Source organism: Flammeovirga pectinis, from assembly GCF_003970675.1.
In the GTDB taxonomy this organism is placed as follows: domain Bacteria; phylum Bacteroidota; class Bacteroidia; order Cytophagales; family Flammeovirgaceae; genus Flammeovirga; species Flammeovirga pectinis.
Map to the genome: position 1 here is coordinate 320,441 of NZ_CP034562.1, position 26,340 is coordinate 346,780.

20 protein-coding genes are annotated in these 26,340 nt (G+C 30.7%); 14 read left to right on the forward strand and 6 right to left on the reverse strand.

Annotated elements, in window-relative coordinates; genetic code table 11:
- Positions 1 to 6: 6 nt before the first annotated feature.
- The 3 genes from EI427_RS01305 to EI427_RS01315 all read right to left on the reverse strand — a co-directional run bounded on the left by EI427_RS01305 (position 7) and on the right by EI427_RS01315 (position 5,441).
- Entirely contained in the window at positions 7 to 1,521 is a 1,515-nt protein-coding gene (locus tag EI427_RS01305) for a DUF1214 domain-containing protein (RefSeq protein WP_126610865.1), read from the reverse strand.
- A 321-nt stretch (positions 1,522 to 1,842) separates the two neighbouring features.
- Positions 1,843 to 3,732, reverse strand: coding sequence for a T9SS type A sorting domain-containing protein (locus EI427_RS01310; protein ID WP_126610866.1), 1,890 nt, complete (start codon positions 3,730 to 3,732; stop codon positions 1,843 to 1,845).
- A 143-nt stretch (positions 3,733 to 3,875) separates the two neighbouring features.
- Complete coding sequence (locus EI427_RS01315) at positions 3,876 to 5,441, reverse strand: hypothetical protein (RefSeq protein ID WP_126610867.1); 1,566 nt, start codon at positions 5,439 to 5,441, stop codon at positions 3,876 to 3,878.
- Positions 5,442 to 5,753: 312 nt separating this feature from the next.
- On the opposite strand from EI427_RS01315, the gene EI427_RS01320 reads away from it, so the two are divergent.
- The 11 genes from EI427_RS01320 (at position 5,754) to EI427_RS01370 (ending at position 16,317) form a co-directional block, all read left to right on the forward strand.
- Positions 5,754 to 5,996, forward strand: coding sequence for a hypothetical protein (locus EI427_RS01320; protein ID WP_126610868.1), 243 nt, complete (start codon positions 5,754 to 5,756; stop codon positions 5,994 to 5,996).
- A gap of 40 nt (positions 5,997 to 6,036) precedes the next feature.
- Positions 6,037 to 9,156 carry a preprotein translocase subunit SecA gene (locus EI427_RS01325; protein ID WP_126610869.1) on the forward strand — a complete coding sequence of 1,040 codons (3,120 nt, stop codon included), beginning with the start codon at positions 6,037 to 6,039 and terminating at the stop codon, positions 9,154 to 9,156.
- Between the two features lie 21 nt (positions 9,157 to 9,177).
- Positions 9,178 to 9,735 carry a DUF3124 domain-containing protein gene (locus EI427_RS01330; protein ID WP_126610870.1) on the forward strand — a complete coding sequence of 186 codons (558 nt, stop codon included), beginning with the start codon at positions 9,178 to 9,180 and terminating at the stop codon, positions 9,733 to 9,735.
- Positions 9,736 to 10,001: 266 nt separating this feature from the next.
- The gene (locus tag EI427_RS01335; RefSeq protein ID WP_126610871.1) at positions 10,002 to 10,430 is read left to right on the forward strand and encodes an ATP-dependent zinc protease family protein; all 429 of its coding nucleotides are present in this window, start codon (positions 10,002 to 10,004) and stop codon (positions 10,428 to 10,430) included.
- A 4-nt stretch (positions 10,431 to 10,434) separates the two neighbouring features.
- A complete protein-coding gene (gene rimK / locus EI427_RS01340; protein ID WP_126610872.1) occupies positions 10,435 to 11,307 on the forward strand; it encodes a 30S ribosomal protein S6--L-glutamate ligase in 873 nt (290 codons plus the stop codon).
- Entirely contained in the window at positions 11,300 to 12,250 is a 951-nt protein-coding gene (locus EI427_RS01345; RefSeq protein ID WP_126610873.1) for a succinylglutamate desuccinylase/aspartoacylase family protein, read from the forward strand. Before rimK ends, EI427_RS01345 begins: the two co-directional genes overlap by 8 nt.
- A 69-nt stretch (positions 12,251 to 12,319) precedes the next feature.
- Entirely contained in the window at positions 12,320 to 12,766 is a 447-nt protein-coding gene (locus tag EI427_RS01350) for a hypothetical protein (RefSeq protein WP_126610874.1), read from the forward strand.
- 108 nt (positions 12,767 to 12,874) lie between these two features.
- On the forward strand, positions 12,875 to 13,297 hold the full coding sequence (locus tag EI427_RS01355; RefSeq protein WP_126610875.1) for a hypothetical protein: 423 nt from the start codon (positions 12,875 to 12,877) through the stop codon (positions 13,295 to 13,297).
- A gap of 53 nt (positions 13,298 to 13,350) precedes the next feature.
- Positions 13,351 to 14,376, forward strand: coding sequence for a sensor histidine kinase (locus EI427_RS01360; protein WP_126610876.1), 1,026 nt, complete (start codon positions 13,351 to 13,353; stop codon positions 14,374 to 14,376).
- Complete coding sequence (locus tag EI427_RS01365) at positions 14,357 to 15,076, forward strand: LytR/AlgR family response regulator transcription factor (protein WP_126610877.1); 720 nt, start codon at positions 14,357 to 14,359, stop codon at positions 15,074 to 15,076. Before EI427_RS01360 ends, EI427_RS01365 begins: the two co-directional genes overlap by 20 nt.
- The gene (locus EI427_RS01370) at positions 15,073 to 16,317 is read left to right on the forward strand and encodes a hypothetical protein (protein ID WP_126610878.1); all 1,245 of its coding nucleotides are present in this window, start codon (positions 15,073 to 15,075) and stop codon (positions 16,315 to 16,317) included. The genes EI427_RS01365 and EI427_RS01370 overlap by 4 nt, the downstream gene beginning before the upstream one ends.
- Before the next feature lie 53 nt (positions 16,318 to 16,370).
- Here the strand turns inward: EI427_RS01370 and EI427_RS01375 are convergent, their stop codons facing one another.
- Complete coding sequence (locus EI427_RS01375) at positions 16,371 to 18,113, reverse strand: arylsulfatase (protein ID WP_126610879.1); 1,743 nt, start codon at positions 18,111 to 18,113, stop codon at positions 16,371 to 16,373.
- A gap of 502 nt (positions 18,114 to 18,615) precedes the next feature.
- On the opposite strand from EI427_RS01375, the gene EI427_RS01380 reads away from it, so the two are divergent.
- Together EI427_RS01380 and EI427_RS01385 are read left to right on the forward strand one after the other, a co-directional pair.
- On the forward strand, positions 18,616 to 19,344 hold the full coding sequence (locus EI427_RS01380) for a hypothetical protein (protein WP_126610880.1): 729 nt from the start codon (positions 18,616 to 18,618) through the stop codon (positions 19,342 to 19,344).
- A 264-nt stretch (positions 19,345 to 19,608) separates the two neighbouring features.
- Complete coding sequence (locus EI427_RS01385; RefSeq protein WP_126610881.1) at positions 19,609 to 20,040, forward strand: PepSY-like domain-containing protein; 432 nt, start codon at positions 19,609 to 19,611, stop codon at positions 20,038 to 20,040.
- Positions 20,041 to 20,103: 63 nt separating this feature from the next.
- On the opposite strand, the gene EI427_RS01390 is transcribed toward EI427_RS01385, so the two are convergent.
- The gene (locus EI427_RS01390) at positions 20,104 to 21,144 is read right to left on the reverse strand and encodes an alpha/beta fold hydrolase (RefSeq protein WP_126610882.1); all 1,041 of its coding nucleotides are present in this window, start codon (positions 21,142 to 21,144) and stop codon (positions 20,104 to 20,106) included.
- Positions 21,145 to 21,348: 204 nt separating this feature from the next.
- Between EI427_RS01390 and EI427_RS01395 the strand changes: the two genes are divergently transcribed.
- Positions 21,349 to 25,161 carry a caspase family protein gene (locus EI427_RS01395; protein WP_126610883.1) on the forward strand — a complete coding sequence of 1,271 codons (3,813 nt, stop codon included), beginning with the start codon at positions 21,349 to 21,351 and terminating at the stop codon, positions 25,159 to 25,161.
- Here the strand turns inward: EI427_RS01395 and EI427_RS01400 are convergent.
- On the reverse strand, positions 25,158 to 26,219 hold the full coding sequence (locus tag EI427_RS01400) for a flavin monoamine oxidase family protein (protein WP_126610884.1): 1,062 nt from the start codon (positions 26,217 to 26,219) through the stop codon (positions 25,158 to 25,160). The genes EI427_RS01395 and EI427_RS01400 overlap by 4 nt on opposite strands.
- Positions 26,220 to 26,340: the final 121 nt, after the last annotated feature.

Consider the following 26,340-nt stretch of genomic DNA (forward strand, 5'->3'; position numbering starts at 1 on the left):
ATAGATTTATTTGTTGTTTGATAATGTGAGATCTCCTGGAATCCATGATTTATTAAACCATCTATCCGTTGGATTATTTATTCTGAGAATGGTATAAAAACCGTTGTTAGGTATAGTCTGAATCCAATTTTCTAGTTTTCCTTTCGGAGCTTTTGGACCAAACCATAAGGTGTAAGAACCGTCTTTATTTGATTTAATATTTTCTTTTTGACTGTCAATCCCAGCAGTTAACTGATTTGTTTCTAGTAAAGAGCGTGTATGATTATCGTAAACAATAACAGACCAATTATTTTCTGTAGGAATGTTAGCAGGTAATGTTAATGTATATGTTTTACCACCATCAAAATGGTTACTGGCTACATCTGTAGCACTTATAGCATATACAGCATTAGCAAATTTATTTGTATTTCCTGCTGTAAGAAAATGATACATTGGCAGGTCGTCTATTAAACACTTAGTATTCTCAGTATTATTAAGGTCTTTAAGAATACCTGTAAACCACTGCCTCTTTTCAGGATATAGAAATGCTTCTTTATCTCTAGCATTAATGACGTTTGCTCTTACATAAGCATTACCTATCGCAGCCCCTTCTTTAAATATTGTTTGCATACGCTTATTGGGAGTAAACGCTTTGTCTTTTTTTATACCAATAGAGGCAAATAGACGTACAAGTTCAGCATCAAAAGAAGTCTCTGATTCATATTGAACCATAGCATTTAATTCTGTAAAAAAGTCTTCGTTGTTAGCATGTACAGTATTAATATACAAGCCATTAGCATCAATAAATTTTTGAAAAGAAGGAATGTTAGCTTTAGATAGAGGATACATTTTACACCCTTCTTTTAATAGCTGTATAGCCTCTGTGGAACTATTGTTTTCTTCAAGTAATCTTAGAAAGATCCAATTTCTATAGCTTTTTGATTTACTTACTTTATATCCTTTAGGAATTGAACCTGTATAATCTGGTCCTACAAATAGATATTTAATGTTCTGTTCTTGTCCCGAAATGTTCATATCAAGAACATGACTCATGAATGCATCGTTAACCGTACCAATAATTTTAGGGTTTATCTCAACAATCCAAGGCTCTACTTTTAAATTTAATTCTCCTAAAGCATAAGAAGTTGTTCTATTTGGAGTTAAGGCAATAAACCGGGCATCATTAAAGTTTGTTGTTAGTAATAAATCACCAGGGGTAGTACCAGCATCTTTTATTCCTTCAAGTATTGCATAAGTAGAAGCTATAGTTATACCCTTAGTAAAGGACTGAGTAACTTTAGAAAGATCCATAAAGTAACGTACTTTATCAATGGTCTCTTCTGTTGGTAATGCATGTTTGAAATTTAGATCACCGATTAGATTAGTTGTAACTAAATCAGGTATTAATATTTTATCAGGAACATTGGCTTTGTATGTTAAACCTTCGTTTTCGTCATTAGGTTTATCTCTGAAAGGTGATCCACTTTCAAAAGCAAAAACTGTCATTAACATAATCGATATACCAATCGCAACTACATCCATTTTATTTAAGATTTTTATTTTTTCTTAAAACAAATGTAGAGGAGTTATCTCTTTTATATTAGTTAAATACCGTATTATACGGTGAACTGATAGAGGTATTATTAGCTACTTTGGTGAGGTATTGTTGTTAGAGAAATCGATTGTTACTATTAGTAATAGTAGCTATAAAGTAAACAATGGAACGATTATAATTTTAGATAAATTACAATTGTTCCACGGTTTGTTATATGTTCCCCAATAAAATTAACTTATACTTTTTATTGAATCTGAGATTGAATAAAAGTTGCTATTTTATACTAATTTTTTGAATAGAATTTAAATTTAATCTTTTGCTACAATTATTTTAACTGTTTTCTTATAGGTTTTAAGATAATGTAATCCCGATTTTAAGTTAGATAAATTTATTACATCATTTTGTTGTAATAATGTACCCCTTAATTCTATTTGTCCTAAAGCGTTAATTATTTGATAATTAATATCTTGTGATGCATTATGTTCTATAGTCAAAGTATTTCTAGAAGGATTCGGGTAGTAACTTAGAATAAACTCATTGGTAGATTCCTTTTGTATCGAAATGCTATTAGAATAGGTATATTGTCTATCAAAATCAGTTTGCTTTAATCTGTAATATGATTTTTTAGAAAAAGGAGTTGTATCTACAGTTGTATATTTTAAAGTGGTAGAAGAGTTTCCTGCCCCTTTAATTGTCTCTATTATTTGCCAATTTTTACCATCTTTAGAACGTTCTAATGTAAAAAAGTCGTTATTGATTTCTGAAGCTGTTTCCCAAGTAAATAGTACTTGATTATTTTCTAAACTCCCCGTAAAACTTAAAAGTTCTATGGGTAGATCGTCAGAATTACTAAATTTAGTAGTAAATATACTCCAAGCAGAACGTTCAGCGTCAATACTTGTACCATTAAAATCGGCATCTTCTTTAAATTGACCTGAAATAATAATGTCACCACCACTGTTAATAGATATTGATTGTGTTTCTAGTGTGCCTGTTGGAGAAGAAGAAGACCTTGTCCATTCTTGATTGCCATCTGAATCAAGTTTCACAATAGTATTATCAGTTGTAAGATATACGTCATCTAATTGGTCTACAACAGTAGCAACTCCTGATTGATCTCCAGATCCTCCATACGATTCTAGCCAAATTAATGTTCCGGCAGAGTTATATTTAGCAATAAATGCATCATTATCATTACTTGTATTTACAGTGTTTATTGTTCCGTTATAATAACCAGTAATATAGAAGTTGTCATTAGAATCAACAATAATACCATTTCCACTTGCTGTTCCTGTATTTGTTGTAGACTTAAACCATTGTAATTCACCGTCATAATTGAATTTGGTGATAAAAATATCACTACTGCCACTTGTGAAATCAGTGAGGGTTATATTAGTATCAGAATAGTCATTACTAACTCCATCTGTAGCTGTTTTAATTTTTGATTGTGAAGTGTTTATAGACCCGGTAATATATATATTATCATTAGAATCGGTACTGAGAGATTTTGCACCTATTGTTGCATAATATTCAATACTTCCTATCCATGTAGCAGTACCATCAGAATCAAATTTAGCAACAAAAAGACTTTGAGTACTTCCAGAAATTGATAACCCTTCACAACTTATTGTTCCTGCGGCATAAGAACCAGTTACTACGATATTTCCAGAAGTATCAATTGTAACGGATTCTCCTTTTATACTACTTGTACCCTTTATTTCTTTTACCCATTGGAACACACCACTAGAGTTGTACTTTACAATAAAAGTATCTTGCTGCCCTGAAGTTGTTATTGTATTTGCCCCGTCAAAGTTAGCTGAGTCTTCATAATACCCTACTAAATAAATATTTCCAGAGCCGTCTGTTTTAATAGATCGAATATAATCATGGCTATCTTTTCCTCCTAGACTTTCCATCCAGAGTACTACTCCATCTGTATCGTATTTAATAATAAATCCATCATAACCAATACCTTCTTCTGCTGAAATACTTTCACTGCCTGCAACAAAAGTTTCACCTGAACTTGTTCCATAATAACCTACATTATATGTATTTCCAGAGTTATCTGTTGTATTGAAAGTACCATAAGCGTTTGTACTAAGCGTTGTTTCTGCAAACTGAGCCCATTCAGTACTTGGTTGTCCGAATAAAGCGAAATGAATATTTATAAAAAGTGATAATAAGAATAATCTCTTCATGATAATAGCTATATAGATAGTAGTTAAGTTGTAGAAAGGGTATTATTTACAGAATATTATTTTTAGGTCTATATTTACATACAGCTATAACAAAGTAGATAAGTTAATAGTTCTCATTATATGGATTGTTTGATAAAGAAAAATCACATAGATAACCCAGCTTTATTTAATCCAGAAATTATATGTTCTACGAGTACATTTTCTTTTAATAATTTACTCATAAATGCACGTCCATTTTTTTGGAAATCGGGGTCTAATTCTAATAATAATCTAATATGTTCTTTAGCAATATCAACTTTATTAAGTTGGCCAAAGATGGCAGATTTTAGAATTGATTCCCAGATTAAACCAGGTACATGGTATTTATTTACTTCTTCTAAAGCTAAATTGTAATCAAATTTTCTATAATGATATAATGTAGTTACACCATAAATGTATAACGGGAAATTAATGTTTTTCTTAATAATTTCATCAACCATTTCTTTGCCTTGTTCCCACTCTCCATAAAAGCTTAGACATAAAGCATATGTACCAAGTCTAATAGGGCTACTAGGTGTATATTCTAAATGCTTATTTGTTAATTGGATAAACCTATCTCTCTCATTATGGTAAAATGTTTTGTTTAATAAAGCTATTTGAGCAAGGTGATTTTGTGGATCAATTTTATAAGCTGTTTCAGCCAATTCTCCACTTCTTCTAAAATAGTCTTCAGCCTCTTTTTCTGATCTAACATATTTTCGTCTGAATAATAATGATTGTATAGATAATAAAGTAGCGGAAGTAGGGGATTTCTGTAGATAACTAGCCACATCTGCTTCTAGTTTTTTCTCTAAGTTGGGAGATAATGTATTTACAAAATGATAATATTTAAGTGTAATATCATATTCATTGACTTCATAATTTTGCTTTAGATTTATTGCTTCATTTATTTTCTGATTAATAATGCCATACTCTGCACCAATCTTATTAGCGATAAAACTAGATATGTTTTCTTGAATTTGAAAGATATTATCAGAAGCTAAATTAATTTTAATCTTTTCATTACTAAGGTTAATATCAGTAGTAAGGTCTTTTAATCGAATAAACAATTGTACTTGTTTACCAAAACTGGTTAAGTCTCCTTCAATAAGATAACGTATGTTTTGTTTTTTAATTTCTTGTAATTTATCAAATGAAGAGGAGATATTATTCGGAATGTAACCTACAACATCCAAATGATCATATTTAGTTAGTTCATAAGAAATTTCTTGTGCTAACCCTTGTGCAAAATAGTTAAGTTCTTTGTTTTCTGATAAAATAGAAAAAGGCAAAACAGTTACTGTCATATTATGCTTTTGAGAAAGTAATGTTTTCTCTTCTTTCACCTGATTATCAAATGTAATTTTTGGTATATACCTTCCTTTTGGAATTTCAATTATCACAGTATCCTCTTTTCCTTCATCTAGGTAATACTCCTTAATTAATCGTCTTAATCTACCTGCATGGATTCTAACTAAAGCATTCTGATCTGGATCAAAATTATCGTTCTGATTAAATACATCAATACCTATAGAATACCCTTTTAGTTGCTTTTCTCTACCCTCAATATATTCTGTAACAACATGAGCAAGAAACTTTTGTAATAAAGGTTTACTCTTAAATTCTGTAGTATTTATAATCTTTTCTAATTGGTTTTCAATTAGGTCTTTTTTCTTAGACAGGTCTTCCATATAGGTATTTTTTACAGCTTAATATGCTAAATAACTGATGTGAAAATAAGTAAGTAGTATAGCTTTAAAACGATTTTTAATTAAATATGTTGGGGTATTGGTAGTGCTACAAATAATATAAATAAATAATTATGAAGTATTAATAACTCATTTAGAAAAACACAATAAAATAGTTTAAATACATAGAAAAATTATAACAGGCCTAGTGTTTTTTTTATAAAAGATGGAAATTTATTTTAACCGTAAAACACGGTGTTTAACTAACATATAATAGAACGAATATATAGTTTTGTAGCTCAATAATTAAGGAATATGAAAAGAAATAATACTGAACTGATAGAATCCCTTAATAATGAATTTAGATTAATAGATTCTTTACTCAGAAAGTTATCTCTCAAAGAAGAAATATTCTCTGAATTGATGGAAGATTACTTCAAGTGCCTCACAGAAATTGATTATATAAATCAGCTAGGTAAAGAAGCTATTTACAATCAGTACAATGATACTTTATTCGATTTGAGAATTGAAATTTTAATAAAAATACAATCTTTGTAACGTATTCTTAATATCGTTACATATAAATATATTATTTAAAATGATACAGAATTTTTTACAAAAAATATTCGGCTCTAAATCAGGTCGAGATTTAAAAAGCTTATTACCTGTAGCGGTAAGTATAAATAGAGAATATTTAAAATTGCGTCATATTTCTGATGATGAATTAAGAAACAAAACTGTAGAGTTTATCAATTATATTGACAATGAGACAACCATTTTTGATCATAAAGAAACCGAATTAGATACCTCTTTACCAAAAGAAGAATATCAAATTAAATTAAAAAAAATAAAAACGTTAAAACAAAATAAGTTAGAGCGTACATTAGAAAAGATATTACCTAAAGCTTTTGCTGTCGTAAAAGAAACAGCGAGAAGGTTTACACATCAAAAATGTTTAGAAGTTATACCATCACCTTTAGATAGAGAATTAGCAGAAAAGCATGATTATGTAGTTATTGAAGGAGACAAAGCAATATGGACTAATGAGTGGCGAGTAGGCACAAATAACCATAAATGGGACATGATACATTATGATGTTCAATTGATTGCAGGTGTTGTGTTACATGAAGGGAAAATAGCCCAAATGAATACTGGCGAGGGAAAAACTCTTGCAAGTACGCTACCTATTTATTTAAATGCTTTAGCTCAAAAAGGTGTCCATGTTATTACAGTAAATGATTATTTAGCAAAAAGAGATGCAGAGTGGAATGCTCCTATATTTCAATTTTTAGGTTTAACTGTAGATTGTATAGAAAACTATCCTCAGCATTCGCTTAAAAGAAAAAATGCTTACAATGCTGATATTACATACGGTACTAATAGTGCTTTTGGCTTTGATTACCTCTTTGATAATATGGTTAAAAGTAAAGATGAGGTAAAACAAAGGGGACATCATTTCGCAATTTTAGACGAGGTAGATTCTGTACTAATTGATGACGCACGTACTCCACTTATTATATCTGGACAAGCAGAACAAACAAACTTAACAGCAAAGTTTGATGAGCTGAAACCACTTATGAGAGGTTTAGTAAGAGGACAAAGAAATCTAATTACAGAGAGTATAATAAAAATAAAACGCTTAAATAATTCGATAGATTCTAATGTAGCAGGCAAAGAATTATTAAAAGTGCTTAGAGGTGCACCAAACAATACTTTATTTTTAAAATATTTAAATGAATATGGAGTAAAACAACTCCTTCAGAAAGCACAACATCAATACTCGGCAAATAATGATTTAAAAATGCATGAGATTGACGAAACATTATTTTACGTTATAGACTTAAAGAATAAATCTGTTGAGTTAACAAATAAAGGTATGACTTTTATTAATGAACAGGTAAATGATAACTTTTTTGTATTACCAGATTTAAATATAACGTATAATACAGAAGAGGAAAAAAATATAGCCACTGATTTATATGAATTAAAGGTTGAAAAGATATTTAATTTTAGACAGCTTTTAAAAGCAAATACACTCTTTACAAAAGATATTGATTATGTAATAGAAGAGCATCAGATTAAGTTAATTGATGAACAGACGGGAAGAATTATGGAAGGACGAAGACTTTCTGATGGTCTTCATCAAGCGATAGAGGCTAAAGAAAGTTTACAAATAGAGGATGCTTCTCAGACGCATGCTTCTATTAGTTTACAAAATTATTTTAAGATGTATTCTAAGCTTTCGGGTATGACGGGTACTGCAGAAACAGAAGCAAATGAGTTTTGGAAAACTTATAAATTAGATATACTAGTTGTACCTACAAACTTGAAAGTAGAACGTGTAGATTTACCTGATAGGATATTTAAAACGCATAAACGAAGGTTAGAGGCTGTAGTACTAGAAATAATTGGTCAATCTAATTTAGGTAGGCCAGTTTTAGTCGGTACAAGTTCTGTAGAGGGGTCTGAATTATTAAGTAAATTATTAAACAAAAAGAATGTTCAGCATAAGGTACTTAATGCAAAAAGTCATAGAAGAGAAGCCGATATTATAAGTAAAGCAGGAGTGAGTGGAGCCATTACTATTGCCACAAACATGGCAGGTAGAGGTACTGATATTAAGTTATCTAAAGAAGCCTTAAAAGCTGGAGGACTTGCTGTTATCGGTACATGTAAACATGAATCTAGAAGGATTGATCAACAATTGCGAGGTCGTTCTGGTAGACAGGGTGATGTTGGTTCTTCTCAATTTTTCTTATCATTGGAAGATGAAATTGTTCGTTTATACGCATCTAATGATATTGCTCGATTAGAAGGACAATTTAAGCATTTTAAAAATGGTGAAATCTTTCATAAAAATTTAGATAAGATTGTTACAAAGTCTCAAATATCTGTTGAAGAAAATAATTTTTCGACCCGTAAAAAGATGTTAGAGTTTGATAATGTAATTAATCTCCAGAGAGATATTATCTATAACAGAAGACAAAATACACTCTTTAACACTACTGTAAAAGAAGAAATCGATCAATTATTCTTAGATGTAATTACCCAAATATTACTATCAAATAGTGATAATTTTAAAGAGTTTAATATTGCGTATTCGAGAGCCTTTGGGAGAACAACGTTTTTAAGAAAAAGTGACTTCCTTATGTTTAATCAAAAAGATGTTATTCAACTTCTGCTTAACGAATTCCTCTCAAATTATACAAAGCGCTTTGATAAATTTGAGTATTCTTCTGATATAAGTGTATATACATTTTTTGATAAATCTGTAGTGGTAGATCTAAAGAAGAATGATCAAAGTTTACTTATAGATACTATCCAAAGAGCTGTAATGTTAGATGTTATTGATAGAAAATGGAAACAACACCTTTTAGAGTTGGAAAAATTAAAACAAGAGGTGCAAAATGCAGTCTATGAACAAAAAGAACCTATTACAATTTTTAAGGTAGAAGCTTTTAATTTGTTCAAGCAGTTGATAGAAGATATAGATTATGAGATAGTTACTTTTTTAAGTAGAGGCTTACTTGGAACAAGAAAAGTAAAACAACCTATTGCTATTAAAGTAATGAACTCACCAGTAGAAAATGAACCGAACAATTACCAAAGAAATCAGAAAGTAACTGTAGAATATACTGACGGTTCGTTAAAGAAAGATATTAAATACAAAAATATATCTACTGATCTTCAGAATGGAAACTGTACAGTTGTTAAATAATTATCCTTTATAAATAATATCATGAAAAAGATTTTAAAACCTTTATTAATCCACCTAAGTATAATATTCATTTCATTTGGTTGTGTAACTGTAGATGATTTTGAAGTGCTTTCTTCGCCAGTTTATAGAAAATACATAGATAAGGACAGGCAACTAAATCTTGAGTTTAAAGAGATGCATTATGTACCTGCTTATTCAAATCTGTTTTATAAAAATGGAAATACGAAGCTAAATTTTGCAGTTGTATTAAGTATTAGAAATACGAGTGCTGTGGAAAGTATTTTTATTACTTCTGTTGATTTACGTAACAGTAAAGGTAAAAGTGTTAGAAAATATGTAAGTAGAGAAGTAGAGTTAGCTCCGTTAGGTTCAACAGAGTTTATTGTTAATTATAATGATAACAGAAGTGGACCAGGAGCAAATTTTATTGTTGAATATGGAGCTGAAAATGAAATTCAGGATACCCCAATAATTGAATCTGTAAACATTGGACATTATGGCCGACATGGTTTTTCTTTCTCGTCTCAATCAAAGAAAATTTCCAATTTTAACGAAGCAGATACTTTTTCTGAGGAGTAAAAGAGAAGTTACAAGAACTTCCATTTTTTATTAAATTATCTTTTAGATAATAACTGTAAAATAGCTGTTTTTAAAAAGATTTTAGGTAACCTATTTTTTTGCTTCCCGTTCCTCAGAAATACAAAATTTTGAAGAATATATCCTTCAATTTTGAGGCTTGTAATTATATAAAAAGGATAGACTAAAAAGTAGCTTTCTTGAACTTCTAAATAGTTGTGATCAGAATATAATGAAGTGAAAATAGAGTATAAAAAAGAATAAGGTTTATGAAAATAATTGGAAGGGTTGATAAAGTAGATTTTCCTGAGTTATCCTTGAAAAATATTAAGGTTAAAGTGGACACAGGAGCATATACATCATCAATTCATTGTTCTGAAATTAAAGAAATAGAAGTAGACCAAATAAAGAAACTCACTTTTAAAGTACTTGATTCAGAGTGTAATAAATTTAAAGATAAGGTAATTACAGAAGAGAATTACCAGAAAAGAAGTATTAAGAGTTCATTTGGGGATAGTGAAGAACGATTTATTATACAATCTGAAATTATTCTTTTTAATACAACTTACCCTATTGAATTATCACTCACTAATAGAAGAGATATGAAATATCCAATATTAATAGGACGGAAATTTTTAAGTGGGAAATTCATTGTAGATACATCAATAAAAAATCAATCATATTTTTTAAAAATATAGTAAAATGAAAATTGCAATTTTATCTAGAAACTCAAGCTTATATTCTACACAACGTTTAGTTGAAGCCGCAGAAAAGTTAGGACATAAAGCAATAATTGTAGATCATTTAAAATGTACAATTGAATTAGAAAAGAAAAGCCCTAGAATATTTTATCAAGGTGAATACTTAGATGACATTGATGCAGTTATTCCTAGAATTGGAGCGACTGTAACCTTTTATGGTACAGCTGTAGTACGTCAATTTGAAATGATGAATATTTTTTCAGCGGTTGCTTCTCAAGCATTAATAAATTCTAGAGACAAGCTTAGAAGTTTACAAATTCTTGCTGCATCTGGAGTTGGTTTACCTAAAACAGTTTTCACAAATTACACAAAAGATATTGATCATGTTATTGAATCTGTAGGTGGGGCTCCGTTAATTCTGAAACTGTTAGAAGGTACACAGGGATTGGGAGTTGTTCTTGCTGAAACAAAAAATGCAGCAAATTCTGTTATTGAAGCATTTAATGGTTTGAAAGCAAGAGTAATTGCACAACAATTTATTAAGGAATCTGGAGGAGCAGACATTCGTGCTTTTGTAGTTGACGGACGTGTAGTTGGTGCTATGAAACGTCAGGGTAAAGAAGGAGAATTCCGTTCTAATTTGCACAGAGGTGGTAGTGCAGAATTAATAGAGTTATCTAATGAAGAAGAATTAACAGCTTTAAAAGCTACTAAAGCAATGGGCTTAGGTGTTGCGGGAGTTGATATGTTACAATCAAATAACGGACCTTTGGTGTTAGAAGTAAATTCATCTCCAGGGTTAGAAGGTATTGAAAGTGCTACAAATATTGATATAGCAAAAGAGATTATAAAATATCTTGAAAGAAATGTATAACGATAAATTTATCATATTAGGAACCGAAATAAAAAAAGGTAAAGGCGCACTATTAGAATTAGAAGTAGCCAAATTACATACAAGAAATAGCTTAAAAATACCAATTATAGTTGAGAGAGGGAAAAAGGATGGACCTGTTTTATTACTTCTCGGAGGTGTACACGGAAATGAATCTAATGGTGTAGCAATTGTTCGAGATTTTATTAGAAAAAAGTACAATAAGCCTAAAGAGGGAGTGGTTATCTGTATTCCTGTCTTTAATGTTTTTGGCTATCTTAACTTAACAAGAGAATTTCCTGATGGTAGAGATTTAAATCGTTTATTTCCGGGTTCTCCAAGAGGTTCTTTAGCAAGTCAATTTGCCTATAAGTTTACAAAAGAAATAGCACCTTTAGTAGATTATGTTTTGGATTTTCATACCGGAGGTGCCGACCGTAGTAATTTTCCTAATGTGAGGTGTAATTTTTTTGCTGAAAAAGAATTTAAGATTGCACAAATTTTTGGGGCACCCTACATCGTTCATTCTAATTACATTCCTAAGTCGATACGAGAAACCATTCATAAAATGGGTAAGACTTTATTATTATTTGAAGGGGGAAAATCACTTCAATTGGATACATCTGTAATTAATTATGGGGTAATTGGAGCTCTGAATGTGATGAAGTATTTGAATATGCACTATGATGTACCAGAAATAAAAAAGGAGTCGATCTTAATCCAGAAAAGTAAATGGCTTAGAGCTCCTTACTCTGGAATATTTGAGTATCTAGTAGAGAATGGTTGTAAAGTAAAAAAGAGAAAACTTATTGGTCGTATTTCAGACCCTTTTGGAGAATTTGAGAAGAAAATATACGCCCCTTTTGATTGTTATATTTTCGGATTAAATACAGCTCCTAATGTTTACAAAGGGGACGCTATATTTCATATTAGTACCAAATATTAATCATCAACTAATTAATTTTATTCGTAAATTATGACATCAAAATAATGAACGAATAAAATTAATTTTCAAATGAAAAATTATTTACTATTTCTCTTTACCTTTATCTCAATTTCTCTATCAGCCCATGCCCAATCTATAACCGATTACCATATAGGAGATGAATATACAAGCACGAGTGATATGATCCGTACACATGTTGCAGGCCTAGAAGGAACAATATTTATTTATACAAATAAAAAAAATATCATAAGCTCTATTGGGTTTGTACCGAGTCTTAATGGACATAATATAGAAAAAGTTTCTAGACAACAATTCAGAAATTTTATAGCAAATTTACAAGGAATGTATGGTGTTCAGTTTGAAAGGACATTTGAAAATGAGAGGAAAAAGCAACACTATACAGCTAAACTCACCGACAGTATTATTGCTGTAACTATTGATGATTATGAAGATTCTAATACAGCAAAAACTAAAATGACAATGATGATTAACAAACGAAAAGAAAAAAAGAAATAGACTACTGTTTCATTTCGTCAGCTGTTTTCTGCATTTCACCAATTATTATTCAAAGGCAATGGTTTCATAAGGACATTTGATTTATCAATTAATCAAAAAATGAAAATTATGAAATCTAGTATCAAATCTATTCTTGTTTTAGTATTTACTTTCTCAATGTTCTCTTGCTCAACAATGCTAGAAAGCGAAAATGTAGTGCCTTATAAAGCATCTATTCCAGTGGCAAAACAAGCAGATAACGAATTTTTAAAGGTATACTTACAACCAACCGAAGCCATTTGTAATGATGTTATTGTGGTAGAAGTAGAGTTAATAAATTCTTCTGGCTACAAACACACAGAAAGTATTACAAGTGTAAATGGAGTGGTTACTTTTACACATGACCATGAATTTACTGGGGGTGGATATTCTGTTTATTTTAGAAATATAAGCACGAATGAATTGTTTGGAAGTACTTCTTTTTATCTTACACAGTCTGATTTAGAGAAAGATACTTTTTCTAAAACGGTGATATATAATAACTGCTATTAATATCAAGTTTAGTTTATTAATTTAGTAGAAGAAAACTAATATACTTTTTTATTATGCAATCAAATAAGGCATATACTTATGTGGTATTAATTTATATAATATCCTTTTTTCTCTACTTTTTTTGGCAAGACTTTGGCGGATATAATGATTTCCAATGGCTGGGGCTTCAGTATCTCATATTTTTTAATATTGGAATAACTATATCAAAATGTTTAGGGTCATTCTTAGTAATTAGAGGAGCAAAAAAAACTCTAGAAATAAGCGTCTTTTTAGCTATTCTAGTAGTAGTAATAGGGTACATTATAGTAATGTTAGTTAGTCATTACATTCTATGGGAATATAAACTGAGCTATTATTACGAAGTGTTTAGAGTTTATTCTTTTATTCGTTTTTCAAGTTTTCAAGATTTAATCTTTCCTTTTAGTGTAATGCTCGTAATAGAGGTTGCTTTTGAATATTTTAGGCAATATAAAGAACAGCAAAACTTAAGGTTTGAAAAAACACAAGCAGAATTAAGTTTTCTGAAAGGACAGATTAGCCCTCATTTTCTTTTTAATACTATTAATACAATTTTTTGGTTGATAATAAAGAAACCAAAAGAAGCACAATCACTCTTATTAAATTTAAGTGATATGCTCCGTTACCAACTGTATGATTGCGAGAATGACGTTGTTCCATTAAAGAAAGAAGTTGATTACTTAAACGATTTAATGAGTATAGAAAAGCATAGAAAAAACAATGATATAACAATCAATACATTGTTTGAAGTTGAGAATGAACAATTTGAATTGCCTCCTTTATTATTTTTACCACTCGTAGAAAATGCATTTAAACATGTTTCTAGAGACCCTAGAAGTGAAAATTACATAACAATTAATCTACATCAAGAAAATAATAAGATCTCTTTTCTAGTAGAAAACACTACAGATAATAGCGTTATCAAAACTAAGGAAGATAAAAAATATAGTGGTATTGGACTTCAAAATATTGAAAAACGAATGGCACTAATTTTAAAAGAGAACTATATTTTTGAGACATCACTCACAGACAATATTTTTTATGCAAAAATTGAATTCTAAAATAAAGTGTCTAATTGTAGACGATGAAGAATTAGCAAGAGAGGGATTGGCTGAATATGTGAGTCAGGTTCCTTTTATGGAACTTATAGCCAGTTGTTCTAGTGCAATGGAAGCACAAGAAGAAGTAGAAAAAAATGATATTGACGTCTGCTTTTGTGATATAAATATGCCTTATTTATCGGGTATTGATTGGGTGAAATCTTTAAGTAATCCTCCTCTAATTATTTTTACAACAGCGTATACAGAGTATGCAATAGAAAGCTATGAGGTTGATGCTTTAGACTATTTATTGAAACCAATCTCTTTTGATCGTTTTTATAAAAGCTGTTTAAAAGTAAAAGAGAATGTTGTAGAGGTAGTACAGGCAGTGGAAGATAATTTTGTTTTTATAAAAGTAGATCAACAGATAAAAAAAATATGGCTAAACGATATTAAATACATCGAAAGCCAAAATAATTATATCAATATAGTAACCACTAAAGGAGAATTGTTACCTCTGCTAACGTTAAAAGAAATACAGAAACAGCTATCAAATAAATTCCTAAAAGTACAGAAATCATTTATTGTAAATGTAGATTTTGTAGAGGCTATTGAGGGGAATAGTATTGTCATCGATCAGCAATTAATAACCGTAAGTAGATCACAAAAAAAAGAAATCTTTGATCAATTGACGCAGGGTAAATTTATTTTAAAAAAATGAATCGATTAACGTTTATCTACCTTCTGCTTTTGGGGTTATTAAGTTGTACTTCTAAAAATGAGGACTTCTCTTCTGAAAGTGATAATAATAAAGTAATTGTCAGAGGATATACCACTGATGCAGATTCTGTTTATTTTAATTTACATGAGGATGAAATCAATAACTTTATTGATATAAGTGAGACCAACTTCTTTATTGATCCGTATAGTTTCAATATTGGAAATTGGAAGAACATGTTGAAGAGGAAGAGAGAAATAACCATTAATTCTGTTCATGTTATTGGTAATTTTAATAATTTTCAATTAACAGACCTTCTCACTAAAAAAGGAAAAATATGGCAATTAAGCCTATCAAAAGCTGATGTAAAAGGGAAAAGTGGTCAGTTTGGATATATTGTTAATGGCAAATATTTCATTACTCCATTTATTAAGTTGATTAAAAATTATAAGATACAGGTCATAGAGAAATTTAGTTTTCATTTTATCAATTTAGTATGGTTAACCTATCTTTTTTATGAGAATGAACAACTAGGGTACACAATTGATAACGATTCAATTTACTTTGTTTTTGATCCCAAAGATTATGTTTCTACTACAGATGAAGTAGAAGGATTTGAAAAGATAATCGATCCATCAAAAATAGATCAAGTAGAAGTTACTGGTAGTTTTAGCAATTGGAAAAAAAGGTTAGTTCTTACCAAGATTAACGATATCTATATCACAACACTAGCTTTAGATTCTACTTTTAAAAATTGGGGTGAATTTAAATATATCATTAATAAGAGGAAGTGGGTTACACCACCTTTTGTAGTTACAAATAAAATTGGAAAAGTAAAAAATGACAATAATTTTAACTACACATTTAGGACAAAGAATAAAGAAAATATTCGGGGGTATTATCTAAAAGGAGATAGCGTAATTTTTGAATGGCAGTTAGAAAAGTTACAGCTACTAAACTTCTATCATGAAACGGTAGTGGACTCTCATAAAGTAAAAAATCTGTATTTACATGGAGTATTTAATACAGAGGATAAAGAGAATAAAAGGTTAATGCAACAGATCGGCGATAAGCGTTTTAGGATTGCTTATCCTGTTTCTAGTTTTGAAAAAGGAAGAGATTATACGTTCATTTTTTATATGAATGGCGCACTTGAATTGATCCCTCCACATGATGCATCTAATGTTAAGCATTCAGATGCTTTTGCACCTTTCCAGACAATGCGTTTTAACATGAAATTATAACAAAAATGGCTACCTTATGAGGGTAGCCATTTTTATATTGGGAATATTTTTAATTATTCACTTGCACCTTTAAATGGGTTCCAGTCATCTGCAACTTCCATTAGGTGATTTTTTTCTGCATAACCTTTGTATAAGGCTAACATCTTTTTAAATCTTTCTGGTTGATCTGCTTGTAGATCTTTTGTTTCTGATGGATCATTTACAACATTATATAAATGCCATTTACCATCACCAAACATACCAGTACGGACTTTGATTGCTTTATAGTTACCACTCATGATATAGCTATTGCCAAATAATTCAAAAGCATACCAATCATCTTCCGTTCTTACTATATCAGATTTACCATCTAAGAAAGGTTTAATACTTACTCCAGATGGAGCAACTACTTTTCTTCCTTTATAATTTGTTTGAGGGTGCTTAATATTAGCATACTCTAAAATTGTCATCGGAATATCTTTAACAGAAACTACTGCATTAGTAGTTTTACCTGCTAACTGATGTTTGCTATTAAATGCTCCTGGAGGTACAATCATCATTGGAACACGGATACCGCCTTCACCAATAAACCATTTCCACCATTGTAAACCACCTGTAGCAGCATTTGCCCAAGAAACACCAATTGTATTTTCAGAGTTGGCTGTACCAATTGCTTCAAAAGAACCATCGAATTGAGTTTCTACCCATTTAGCCATTTCTGGATTACCTGTTTTAGGGTGAGTAGGTTCAAATCCTTCAGGACCATTGTCTGTTAAATAAACAACTAGAGTGTTGTCTAATTCTCCAGATGCTTTTAAATGATCTAACATCTGACCAATACGGTTGTCTTGGTCTTCAATCATGGCAGCGTAAGTAGCCATAATTTTAGCTTGTTTCTCTTTTTCTTTCTTAGATAATTTATTCCATTTGTGTGTTAAACTATTTTCAGGTGCTTCAACAGCTGAATGAGAGATTAATCCTTGCTTTTTTAAGCTTTCATATCTTGCTTTTTTTAGACCTGCATATCCTAATTCTAAATATTTAGGATAATACTTCATGATTAATTCAGGTGGAGCTTGAATAGGGAAGTGTGCCGTTGTAAATGCCATATATGCAAACCATGGCTTGTCAGATTTCTGACCTTCTTTAATAAACTGAAGCATTTGATTTGTATACAATTCTCCAGAGTAAACACCACTTGGGCGATCATAATGCTCACCATTTAAAGTCCAATGTTCTTTACGTTTTTCATTTAAACCATTTGGTTTAGAGAAATCAGGTGTCATTGCTAAATCATTCCAATGGTTAGAACCACCAGAAAGAATACCAAATTCTTTTGTGAAACCCCATCCTAACGGACCAAATCCACCAGCAGCTTCGCCACCTAAATGCCATTTACCAACTTTGTATACATCGTATCCAGCATCGTTAAATAACTCACTCATTGCTACTGCATTTTTAGTTAAGTAAGTTTCGTAACCAGGTTTACCTCTTGTTGGAGGATATACTGAATAATCGAAAGCACCTAAACCAATTTCAATGTTATTACAACCTGTAAATAACATAGATCTTGTAACAGAACAAACTGGAGAAACGTGGAAGTTTGTAAAACGAACACCATGGTTAGCTAGTCTATCCATGTTTGGTGTTTTAATTTCAGAACCATAAGTTCCTAAATCACCAAAAGCAATATCATCACCAACTAAGAGTAATATGTTAGGCTTCTTTGCAGATGTATCTTCTGTTTTTTGAGCAGCTTCTTTTCCGCAGCTCAATAAAGTAACAGAAAGAGAAAATAATAAAATAAGTTTTTTCATAAAAGGTTATGTATTTCGTATTAAAGAGAAAGTTTCTTATTAAGAATATACCAAATCAACTTTGGGAATTGATTGAGTCTATAAAGATATTATTATTATTGGATTTTTTTAATAAATATTAGCTTAAACCTTTTATTTGAATAGTTATACTTCTTTATCTAGATATGAAATGATACATCTAGGTCTTTATAATTTACAAAAGGTGCTTTTAGAACTGAGTAGTTTTTAATGGATTTTTTTAACCTGCCCTAAAAGTTGTATTGATACACCACTTAGTAATAGAAAGAGTAAAATTCGCATTGAATAGAAGTTTGTTTTTATAATTAGTCGAATCAATTTACTATAATTTCCTCATTTTAGTATCATAAAGCACCTTTTTTAAACTTTTTGGAACTTTTTTCAAAAAAAAATAAAAAAGTTGAGTACAAAAAATAGTATGCCTCCTTTACCTATTTAGAAACTGTTTAATACGTGAATTAATAATATAACTCTACTTTTTCTTATGAATACTATACTATCTACTTACACAAATAAATTAGTACTTGCTTTTTTATTAATAGGATTCACAACATCATGTGTATCTACAAAAGGAGATGATTCTTCTGAAGTGAAATCAGTAGCTAAAGAGGATAACAAAATATATAAATCAAAAAGATTGCTTTCTACAGCATTCGATGAATTTGATTCAAAAATAGTATCAATATCATTAGACGGAAGCGAAGTAATTATCGAAAGTCATGGTGCTGAAGAGGCTGGGACTTATTGGGGAAATGAAGAAGAAGAGACCTTTGAAGAATTAGGTGATAAGCCTTCTAAGTCTCAGAATATAGTAAATACCATTCTAACTGTACCAACTAAACCAAACGTGGTGAGTTCTACATTAGAATCTAGTTTTGGACCTGTAGGTATTGCTTTAAACGGAGCAATTATCTATCATGATAATGATAATGAGGGATTAAATCATATTCCTTTAGAGTCTCAAAAGTGGTCTAAAAATAACGATAACTTAATTGGTGTAATAGCTGATGGGTTCTTCTTATATGGTCAGAAATGTGCTTCTTCTAACAATTATCCAGAAGATTTGGATTATTCTGGAGGTCACTCAACGATCACGAAACATAGTAATGAAAAAATTTATCATTATCATGTACACCACAAAGAAAATTTAAATACTTTTTATGTCGCTACTCAAGATGACACAGAAGGTTTGGCAAATGCTAATACAAAATAATTCTTTATTCTATTTCTATTCATCAAAGGAATTACTGTATGTGAATCAAGGTAATCCTTTGGTGTAGAGATAGAAAAGATAAGGGTGTAAATGTCTACTAATTGGGGAATTAACCAGACATTTTACATTTAAAAATACACAGTAAAATAGGATAAACAGAAGAGATCTCACAGTTTTTGACCGTGAGATCTTTATTTTTTTTAAAACTTTTGGTGATGTTTTTTAAGCTGAGATATTACTTATTGAACTTAAAAAAATAGAACAATGAACAATTTTACAAAAATCTTCTTCGCGCTTATTTCTTCATTATTATTTGCATCATGTCAAGTAGAAAAACCATCTATAGTGATACAATCTAATTTAGAACGTCATTTTCCAGAAGCAAAAGATATTGTTTGGGAGTTAGAAGGTGATGAATGGGAAGCTGAATTCACAATGCATGGAATAGATTGTGAAGTGGAATACTCTAAAAATGGAGATTGGGTAGAAACAGAGCTTTCTTTGGATGAAAATCAAGTTCCAGAAAACATTATTAATGCAGTAGAAAAAGAAGGTGACTTTGATATTGCAGAAACAGAAGTAACAATTACTGCAGAAGTAATTATTTACGGTGTTTTAGTTAAACAAGATGATAAAGAGAAAGTAATATATATAAGCGAAGCAGGTATAATTCTAGAAATAGAAGAACTTGCATAAAGCTACTTAAATAGAAAAAGCGTCTCACCTTAATTTTGGGTGAGACGCTTTTTTTATTCCAATTTATAACAAGATTTTTTCTACTTCCTGATTAAATTTATCGGCTTCCTCAAATAATGGATTATGAGCAGAATTTTCGAAAATAATAAATTTCTTTTTAGGAGCCTCAATCACATCAAAATAGATTTTAGCTAATGTAAAAGAAGTAACATAATCATGTTTTCCTTGTAGAAAATAAATGGGTACATCAACCTTTTTTATAGATTCAAAGAGGTTGTCTTTTAGAACATTAGGGAATAAATGTTCTAAAGAGATAAATGTTCCAGACATCATCCCAATTTTATTTGAGAATGTATATTCTTTACAATTAATAATGGGCCAAAGCATCATATCAAAGTTGCTCATCTCATAAGTAGCACCATGAAGTTTATCAAGATATTGCCTTTGAGAAAATACCCATTCGAGTGTTTTGTTTGCAGGAGCTTTAGGCAGACTACCCATTTTAGTCATTTCTTTTAAAGTCTCTTTATCGTTATTCTTTTTAGCATTATCAATAATATATTGATAACCCAGCATTTCACTTTTATACTGATTACTAATTTGGCCAGTACCAATATAAGCATGGTAATCTTTAGGGTATTTTTTTACGGTATGAAGCCCCAAATAAGAACCCCAAGAATGGCCTAGAATATAAATTTTTTCTTTCTTGAATCTCTTTTTAAGATAAAGCGTTAATGCGTGAGTATCTTCTATCATCTGATTAAGATTTAGTGTGCTACTGTCTTTATCGGCATAAGAATTACTTGCTCCCCTTTGGTCGTAATAAACTACAGTAAATTTATTTTCGAGTGTATTATTAAAGTATCTCATCATTGGTAATTCCGTAGTACCGGGGCCACCATGAAGCATTAATAAAACAGGATTATTTTTATCTTCTCCTCGTATTACCGTAAATAATTTCGAATTATTGATAGGAATATTTACAACTTCAGCCACGCCACCATCAATTCTAGGTGTTTTTCCACTACTGTAGGCAATAAGTATAAATACAGAAACGGCCACAATACAGCCAATTAGAAAAAGAAATTTCAATAATTTTTTCATATTAAATTATAAATAGTAAATAATAATTATTGCTAGTATTTAAAGTTACATGAGGGTGTTAATTACTATTCAGACAATTGAAATCTACTATAGACAATTAATAATTTTAAATATGATTTACATAACTTATTTGTTCTCAGTTCTAAAACTTGATAACTTGTACTATAAAAGCATCTTTTTGATCAACCAACTAATACTACCACATTGAAATTTTTTTCATTTTTTACACTACTATTCTATCTTATTTTACCCTCGTTTGCGCAAGAATCAAGAGGATTGGTTTTAAATGTAGACCAGCAAGAGAAGAAAAATATAAAAGCAATAATTGTTGGAGTTTCTACTTACGAAAACCTTTCAGCAGCAGCTCAATTAAAATATGCAAATAAAGATGCCGAAGCATTTGCTAATTTTTTAACGCAACATGCACATATCGACCCCTCTAATATCCATTTATTTTTAGATGATAAAGCTACTGCAATTCAAGTTTGGGCAAGTATAAGAACAGCATTAAGTAAGGCCGAAGAAGGAGATGAATTGATTATTTACTTTGCAGGACATGGTGATGTAGATGCCATGACAGATAATGCCTATTTATTAACGCATGATGCTTCTTCTCCAGAAGAAAAGAGCTTTTATATGATGACCTCAATTGATGTTAGCATGTTACAAAAAATGGTAAGTAAAATGACTGCCATGAAGAAATTTCATGTTTTAATGATTACAGATGCTTGTCGTTCAGGTCATATTTTAAGTACTGAAGGATTATCAGACCAAACATTAACTTCTTTAATTGCTGACTGGAACAATACTAATAAATTAGTGTCTTGTGCTCCTAATCAACTTTCTTACGAAGGGGTAGAATGGGGTAATGGACATGGTGCTTTTACGCACTTTTTATTGAAAGGATTAATGGGTGAAGCAGATATTGATGAGAATAATGCTGTTGATTTAGGAGAACTTTATGACTATACTCGTGGCAATGTGCGTAGAGAGACTAAAGGAAAACAGTCTCCTCAATACAAAGGAAATGATGCTGATATATTAATGACTGTAGACGCTAAACTTCTTGATTTAGCACGACAAAATAATTACAATATATCGGGAATGGAAGTAGCAAGCAGAGCTGTTGATACTACAAATTCAGACCCTTCAGAAAATCAGAAAGAAGAATTAAATACTTTTTTGGCAGCTATTGATCAACACAGATTAATCCCTCCAAAATATATTAAGGCAACAGAGAATACGTCGATTTCGTTTTCATCAGTCACAAAAAAATACCAACAATTAGAAGACTTATCAACATTTAAAAACAGAGTGTTGATAAGGTTTGGAAATAACACCATTGAAATATTAGACAACTCTCTTAATTCAGTTGCTAAAATTAAAATTGATTACGATACACCAAAGTTATTTGCAGGAAATGGAGATTATTGGGCATTAGCAGGTACGTCAAAAACTGTGGCAAGGTATTCAGATCAACAATTAATAGAAAAATCTACCTACCATAAAGCAACAATAAATGCTTTAGCAATTAGTAAAGAAGCGACAATTGTTACGGGAGATGAAAAAGGAAATGTTTTTATCTGGAAAAATGGAGAAGAATCAGCAAAGAAATTAACGAAAGTAGTTGCGGCAGTACAGAATATTACTTTATCAGAAAACGAAAAATATATTGCTATTGCTGATGTAGAGGGACAATTGGTAGTTTGGGATATTCAGAAAAAAGAGAAAATTCTAACCGAAAAATTATCTATACAAGCCAATAGAAAAATGGTTTTTATAGCAGAGGGAAATACATTATTAGTACCAAATGGAAGAGGTATAAAACAAATTGATCTTGTAAAGAAAAAAACAAACGCAGAGATTACATTACCAAATAGGCATATCCCTAATAGTTTGATGCAATTGGATGAAAATTATGTCTTGATTTTAGGGAATAAAGGCCAACTATTACTGCTAAACAATAAAGACAATTCGGTAAAAGAAATGGGGCAAAATCCTCTTGGAGCTAATGTGAAAGTAGCCGCTACTCAAAATAGCTTTTATGCAATGAGTTCTTCTAAATTACAGCAATCTAAACTTACAATTCCTTTACCTTATGCTGAAGATTTTTATACAAAAATAGAAGAATCAGCGCATTATAGTGAACAAGAAAAAGAAAATGCAAAGGGAGTTTTAGCAATTGCACTACAAGAAGATGCACAGAATATTATTACCCCTTTTATATTAGGGTCTTCAGTTCAACCTTCTCTAAATCAGATAAAAGAAGCTATTTATCAGCTAAATTATGCTATTCGTTTATATAATGATAACCCGTTTATTACGGAGGTGATTTATGCTCGAAAGTGGTTTTTAGAAGCCTATGAAATTATTATAGGGAACGATATTAGGAACTTTCCAAAAGCTGTGGCACTTTTTAATAAAATAATTGAGCAACAACCCAATGCGGCGTACCCTTATAATGGAATTGCACTTGTAAATCAGAAATTAATGGATTTAGCAAGAACCAAAAAAAGTATTGCTAAAGCAGGTAGTTTAATGCCAAAATGGACTGCTCCTAAAAGTACTTTAGCAACTACTTTCATTATAGAAGAAAAGTATACAGATGCGATTAAAATGTATGATGAAATAATTGAAATCATACCTAAAAATGCAAAAGGATATGTTGGTAAAGCACAGGTATACCAGATGATGGGATATTACCAAAAAGCATGGGATTTATTGAATGAAGCTACAGCAAAAGTAGGAACAGATATAAGTATTGAAGAGACAAAGGCTACTCTTTTAATAGATTTGGGTGATTTATTAGAAGCTGAAAAGTGCTTAAATAAGTTATTAAAGGGAAGTTATATTTCTACATCCACCTACCTTTCTTATGTACAACTGAAAGAAGAATTTTACGACAGACAGGATAGAGATATTGCATTATTAATAGATGCCCAACAGTTACTTTTATCTGCAATAGAATTGCACCCAACAAATGCTGATTTGTATGCAGAATTGGGGAAATTATTTACAAGGTATCCTAATGTTTTTAAGGTAAAGCCATCAGAAGTTTATGCGTTATTTAATCAGGCGTTACTTTTAGCTCCTTTTAATCAGGTGGCATTAAAAAATAATGCTGAATATGCTTACAGGGTAGATGGAAACATGGAAATAGCCAAACAAGCTACAGTAATGTACTCTCAAATGAGGGCTAATTTTTCTGATCTAGACCTCTTTATTGCTTCAATTGCTTATGCCCAAAAAGATTTTAAATTGATGGAAGGAAGTTGTAAGGCGGCTATGCTTAAAAACCCTTACAAACTAGAAAATTATAAGATGCTATGGAATGTATATGTACAATTTGATAAAACTGAAGAATTGCATAAACTCTACCTTATGGCAAAAGAAAACTTACCAAAATGTCCTTGGTTTGATTATAAATATGCCCTCTATTTTAAAGGAATGAGAGAAAATAGTAAAGCAATTGCATATACTAAGACAAGTTTAAAAATTGCACCTATCTATAATTATGCAAAGGTGATTGAAAATCCATCTAAAGGAATATCTCATTTATATACATACGATCAACAGACAAACGGCAAAACGTTTACAGCAAAAGGGGGCTTTTATATTGTACAAAAGAATTCTTTTAAAGGTGTAATTGATTACGCAGGAAGGTTAGTAGTGCCTATTGAGTATAAACATATTCAACTTACCCAAAATGGCTACTCTATTTTAACCTTAAAAGACCATACCAAGCAATTAACATCTCCCGATGGACAAATTTTAGGTGGTAGAGCTTTCCAAGAAATTGAATTCCTTGATTGTGGTTTAGTTAAAGTAAGAGTTAACGGGAAATATGGGTGTCTAGACCGTAGCACCGGAAAAGTAGTAGTACCTTTTAAATATGAGGTAATTACAAACGGAAAATGGGCAGGAATACCCGTAGCTTGTTGTAGAGTAAATGCAAGAGATACCGATAATACTGCAGAGTATTATTCTATTGAAGGAAAATGTATTTCTTGTAATTAGAGTAATTCTTCGGCAACAAAATTTGCTCTATAAACTGCACCTTCTAAGTATCCTCCAAAATGAGGCGATGACTCTGTACTTACAATAAACAAGCGCTTATTAAAAAGTGGTTGCTGTAATAAAGGCTCTCCATTGTTTTGATGTGGTACAAGATCTTGGTATTGCCCGTCAGAGGTTAATTCATTATCTAACCAAAGGTTCTCATTATATTGTAGGTAATGATTGGCTTCTTCGCCATAAGCACTTTTTAATTGCTTAATTACTACTTTTTCTCTTTCTTCTTTAGAAAAATCTTGGAAGGATGGATGGATAAAACCAACCAATGCAAACCTATTTTCTTTTGCATTACAATGGTCATGTAATTCTGCAATAGGACCATTATTACTAAAAAACATTCCAGACATTTTATTGGCTTTCCAAAATGCTTTTTGATAGGTAATCCCTACTTTAATAGCATCATGCATCCAAGTATGTGTATCTTCAAAAAATGCTTTCACATCACTTTTTAGGCTTGGAGATAGTTTGATACTTTGCGCAAAAAGGGCAGGAGGTAAGCTAGAAACTACCTTCTGACAAGTAAACTCATATTGCTTTGTTTTTACAATACAAATTTCATTATCTGTAAAATCTATACTTTCTACTTTTTCATTCAGCAGAATATTTTCTTTAGGTAATTGCTGACTAATTTTTTTTATTAACTGAGCTGTTCCACCTGCAATTCTATAACTAGCATCTTGAGGAGGAAGTTCGAATTTTTGAGGAGGTGTTGTAGGTGTTGCCTGAAAAAATAAGGGACCTTTAGAAAATTGTCTAAAACCCTTTAAACCTAGTTCTCTAATAAGCTGTATTAATTGTAAATGCTGTGAAGTAAACCACGTAGCACCCATCTCTAGAGGAGTTCCATTTTCTGAATGAATTGTTTTAATTCTACCTCCTAATCTATCACTTGCTTCAAGAATAATTGCTTCTTGTCCTTTCTGATGTAATCTATAAGCTGTAAGTAAGCCAGAGAGTCCTCCACCAATAATAATTGTTTTAGTTGCCTGTTTAATTAGCATTTGAATGTTGAATATCAAAATGTTAAATATTGAACCAAAGGTACAAAAAAGGAAACTCCAAAACGAATACAATTTTTTTGATTTTAACCAAGGTTATCAATTCAAAATAAAGGGTTAAAAG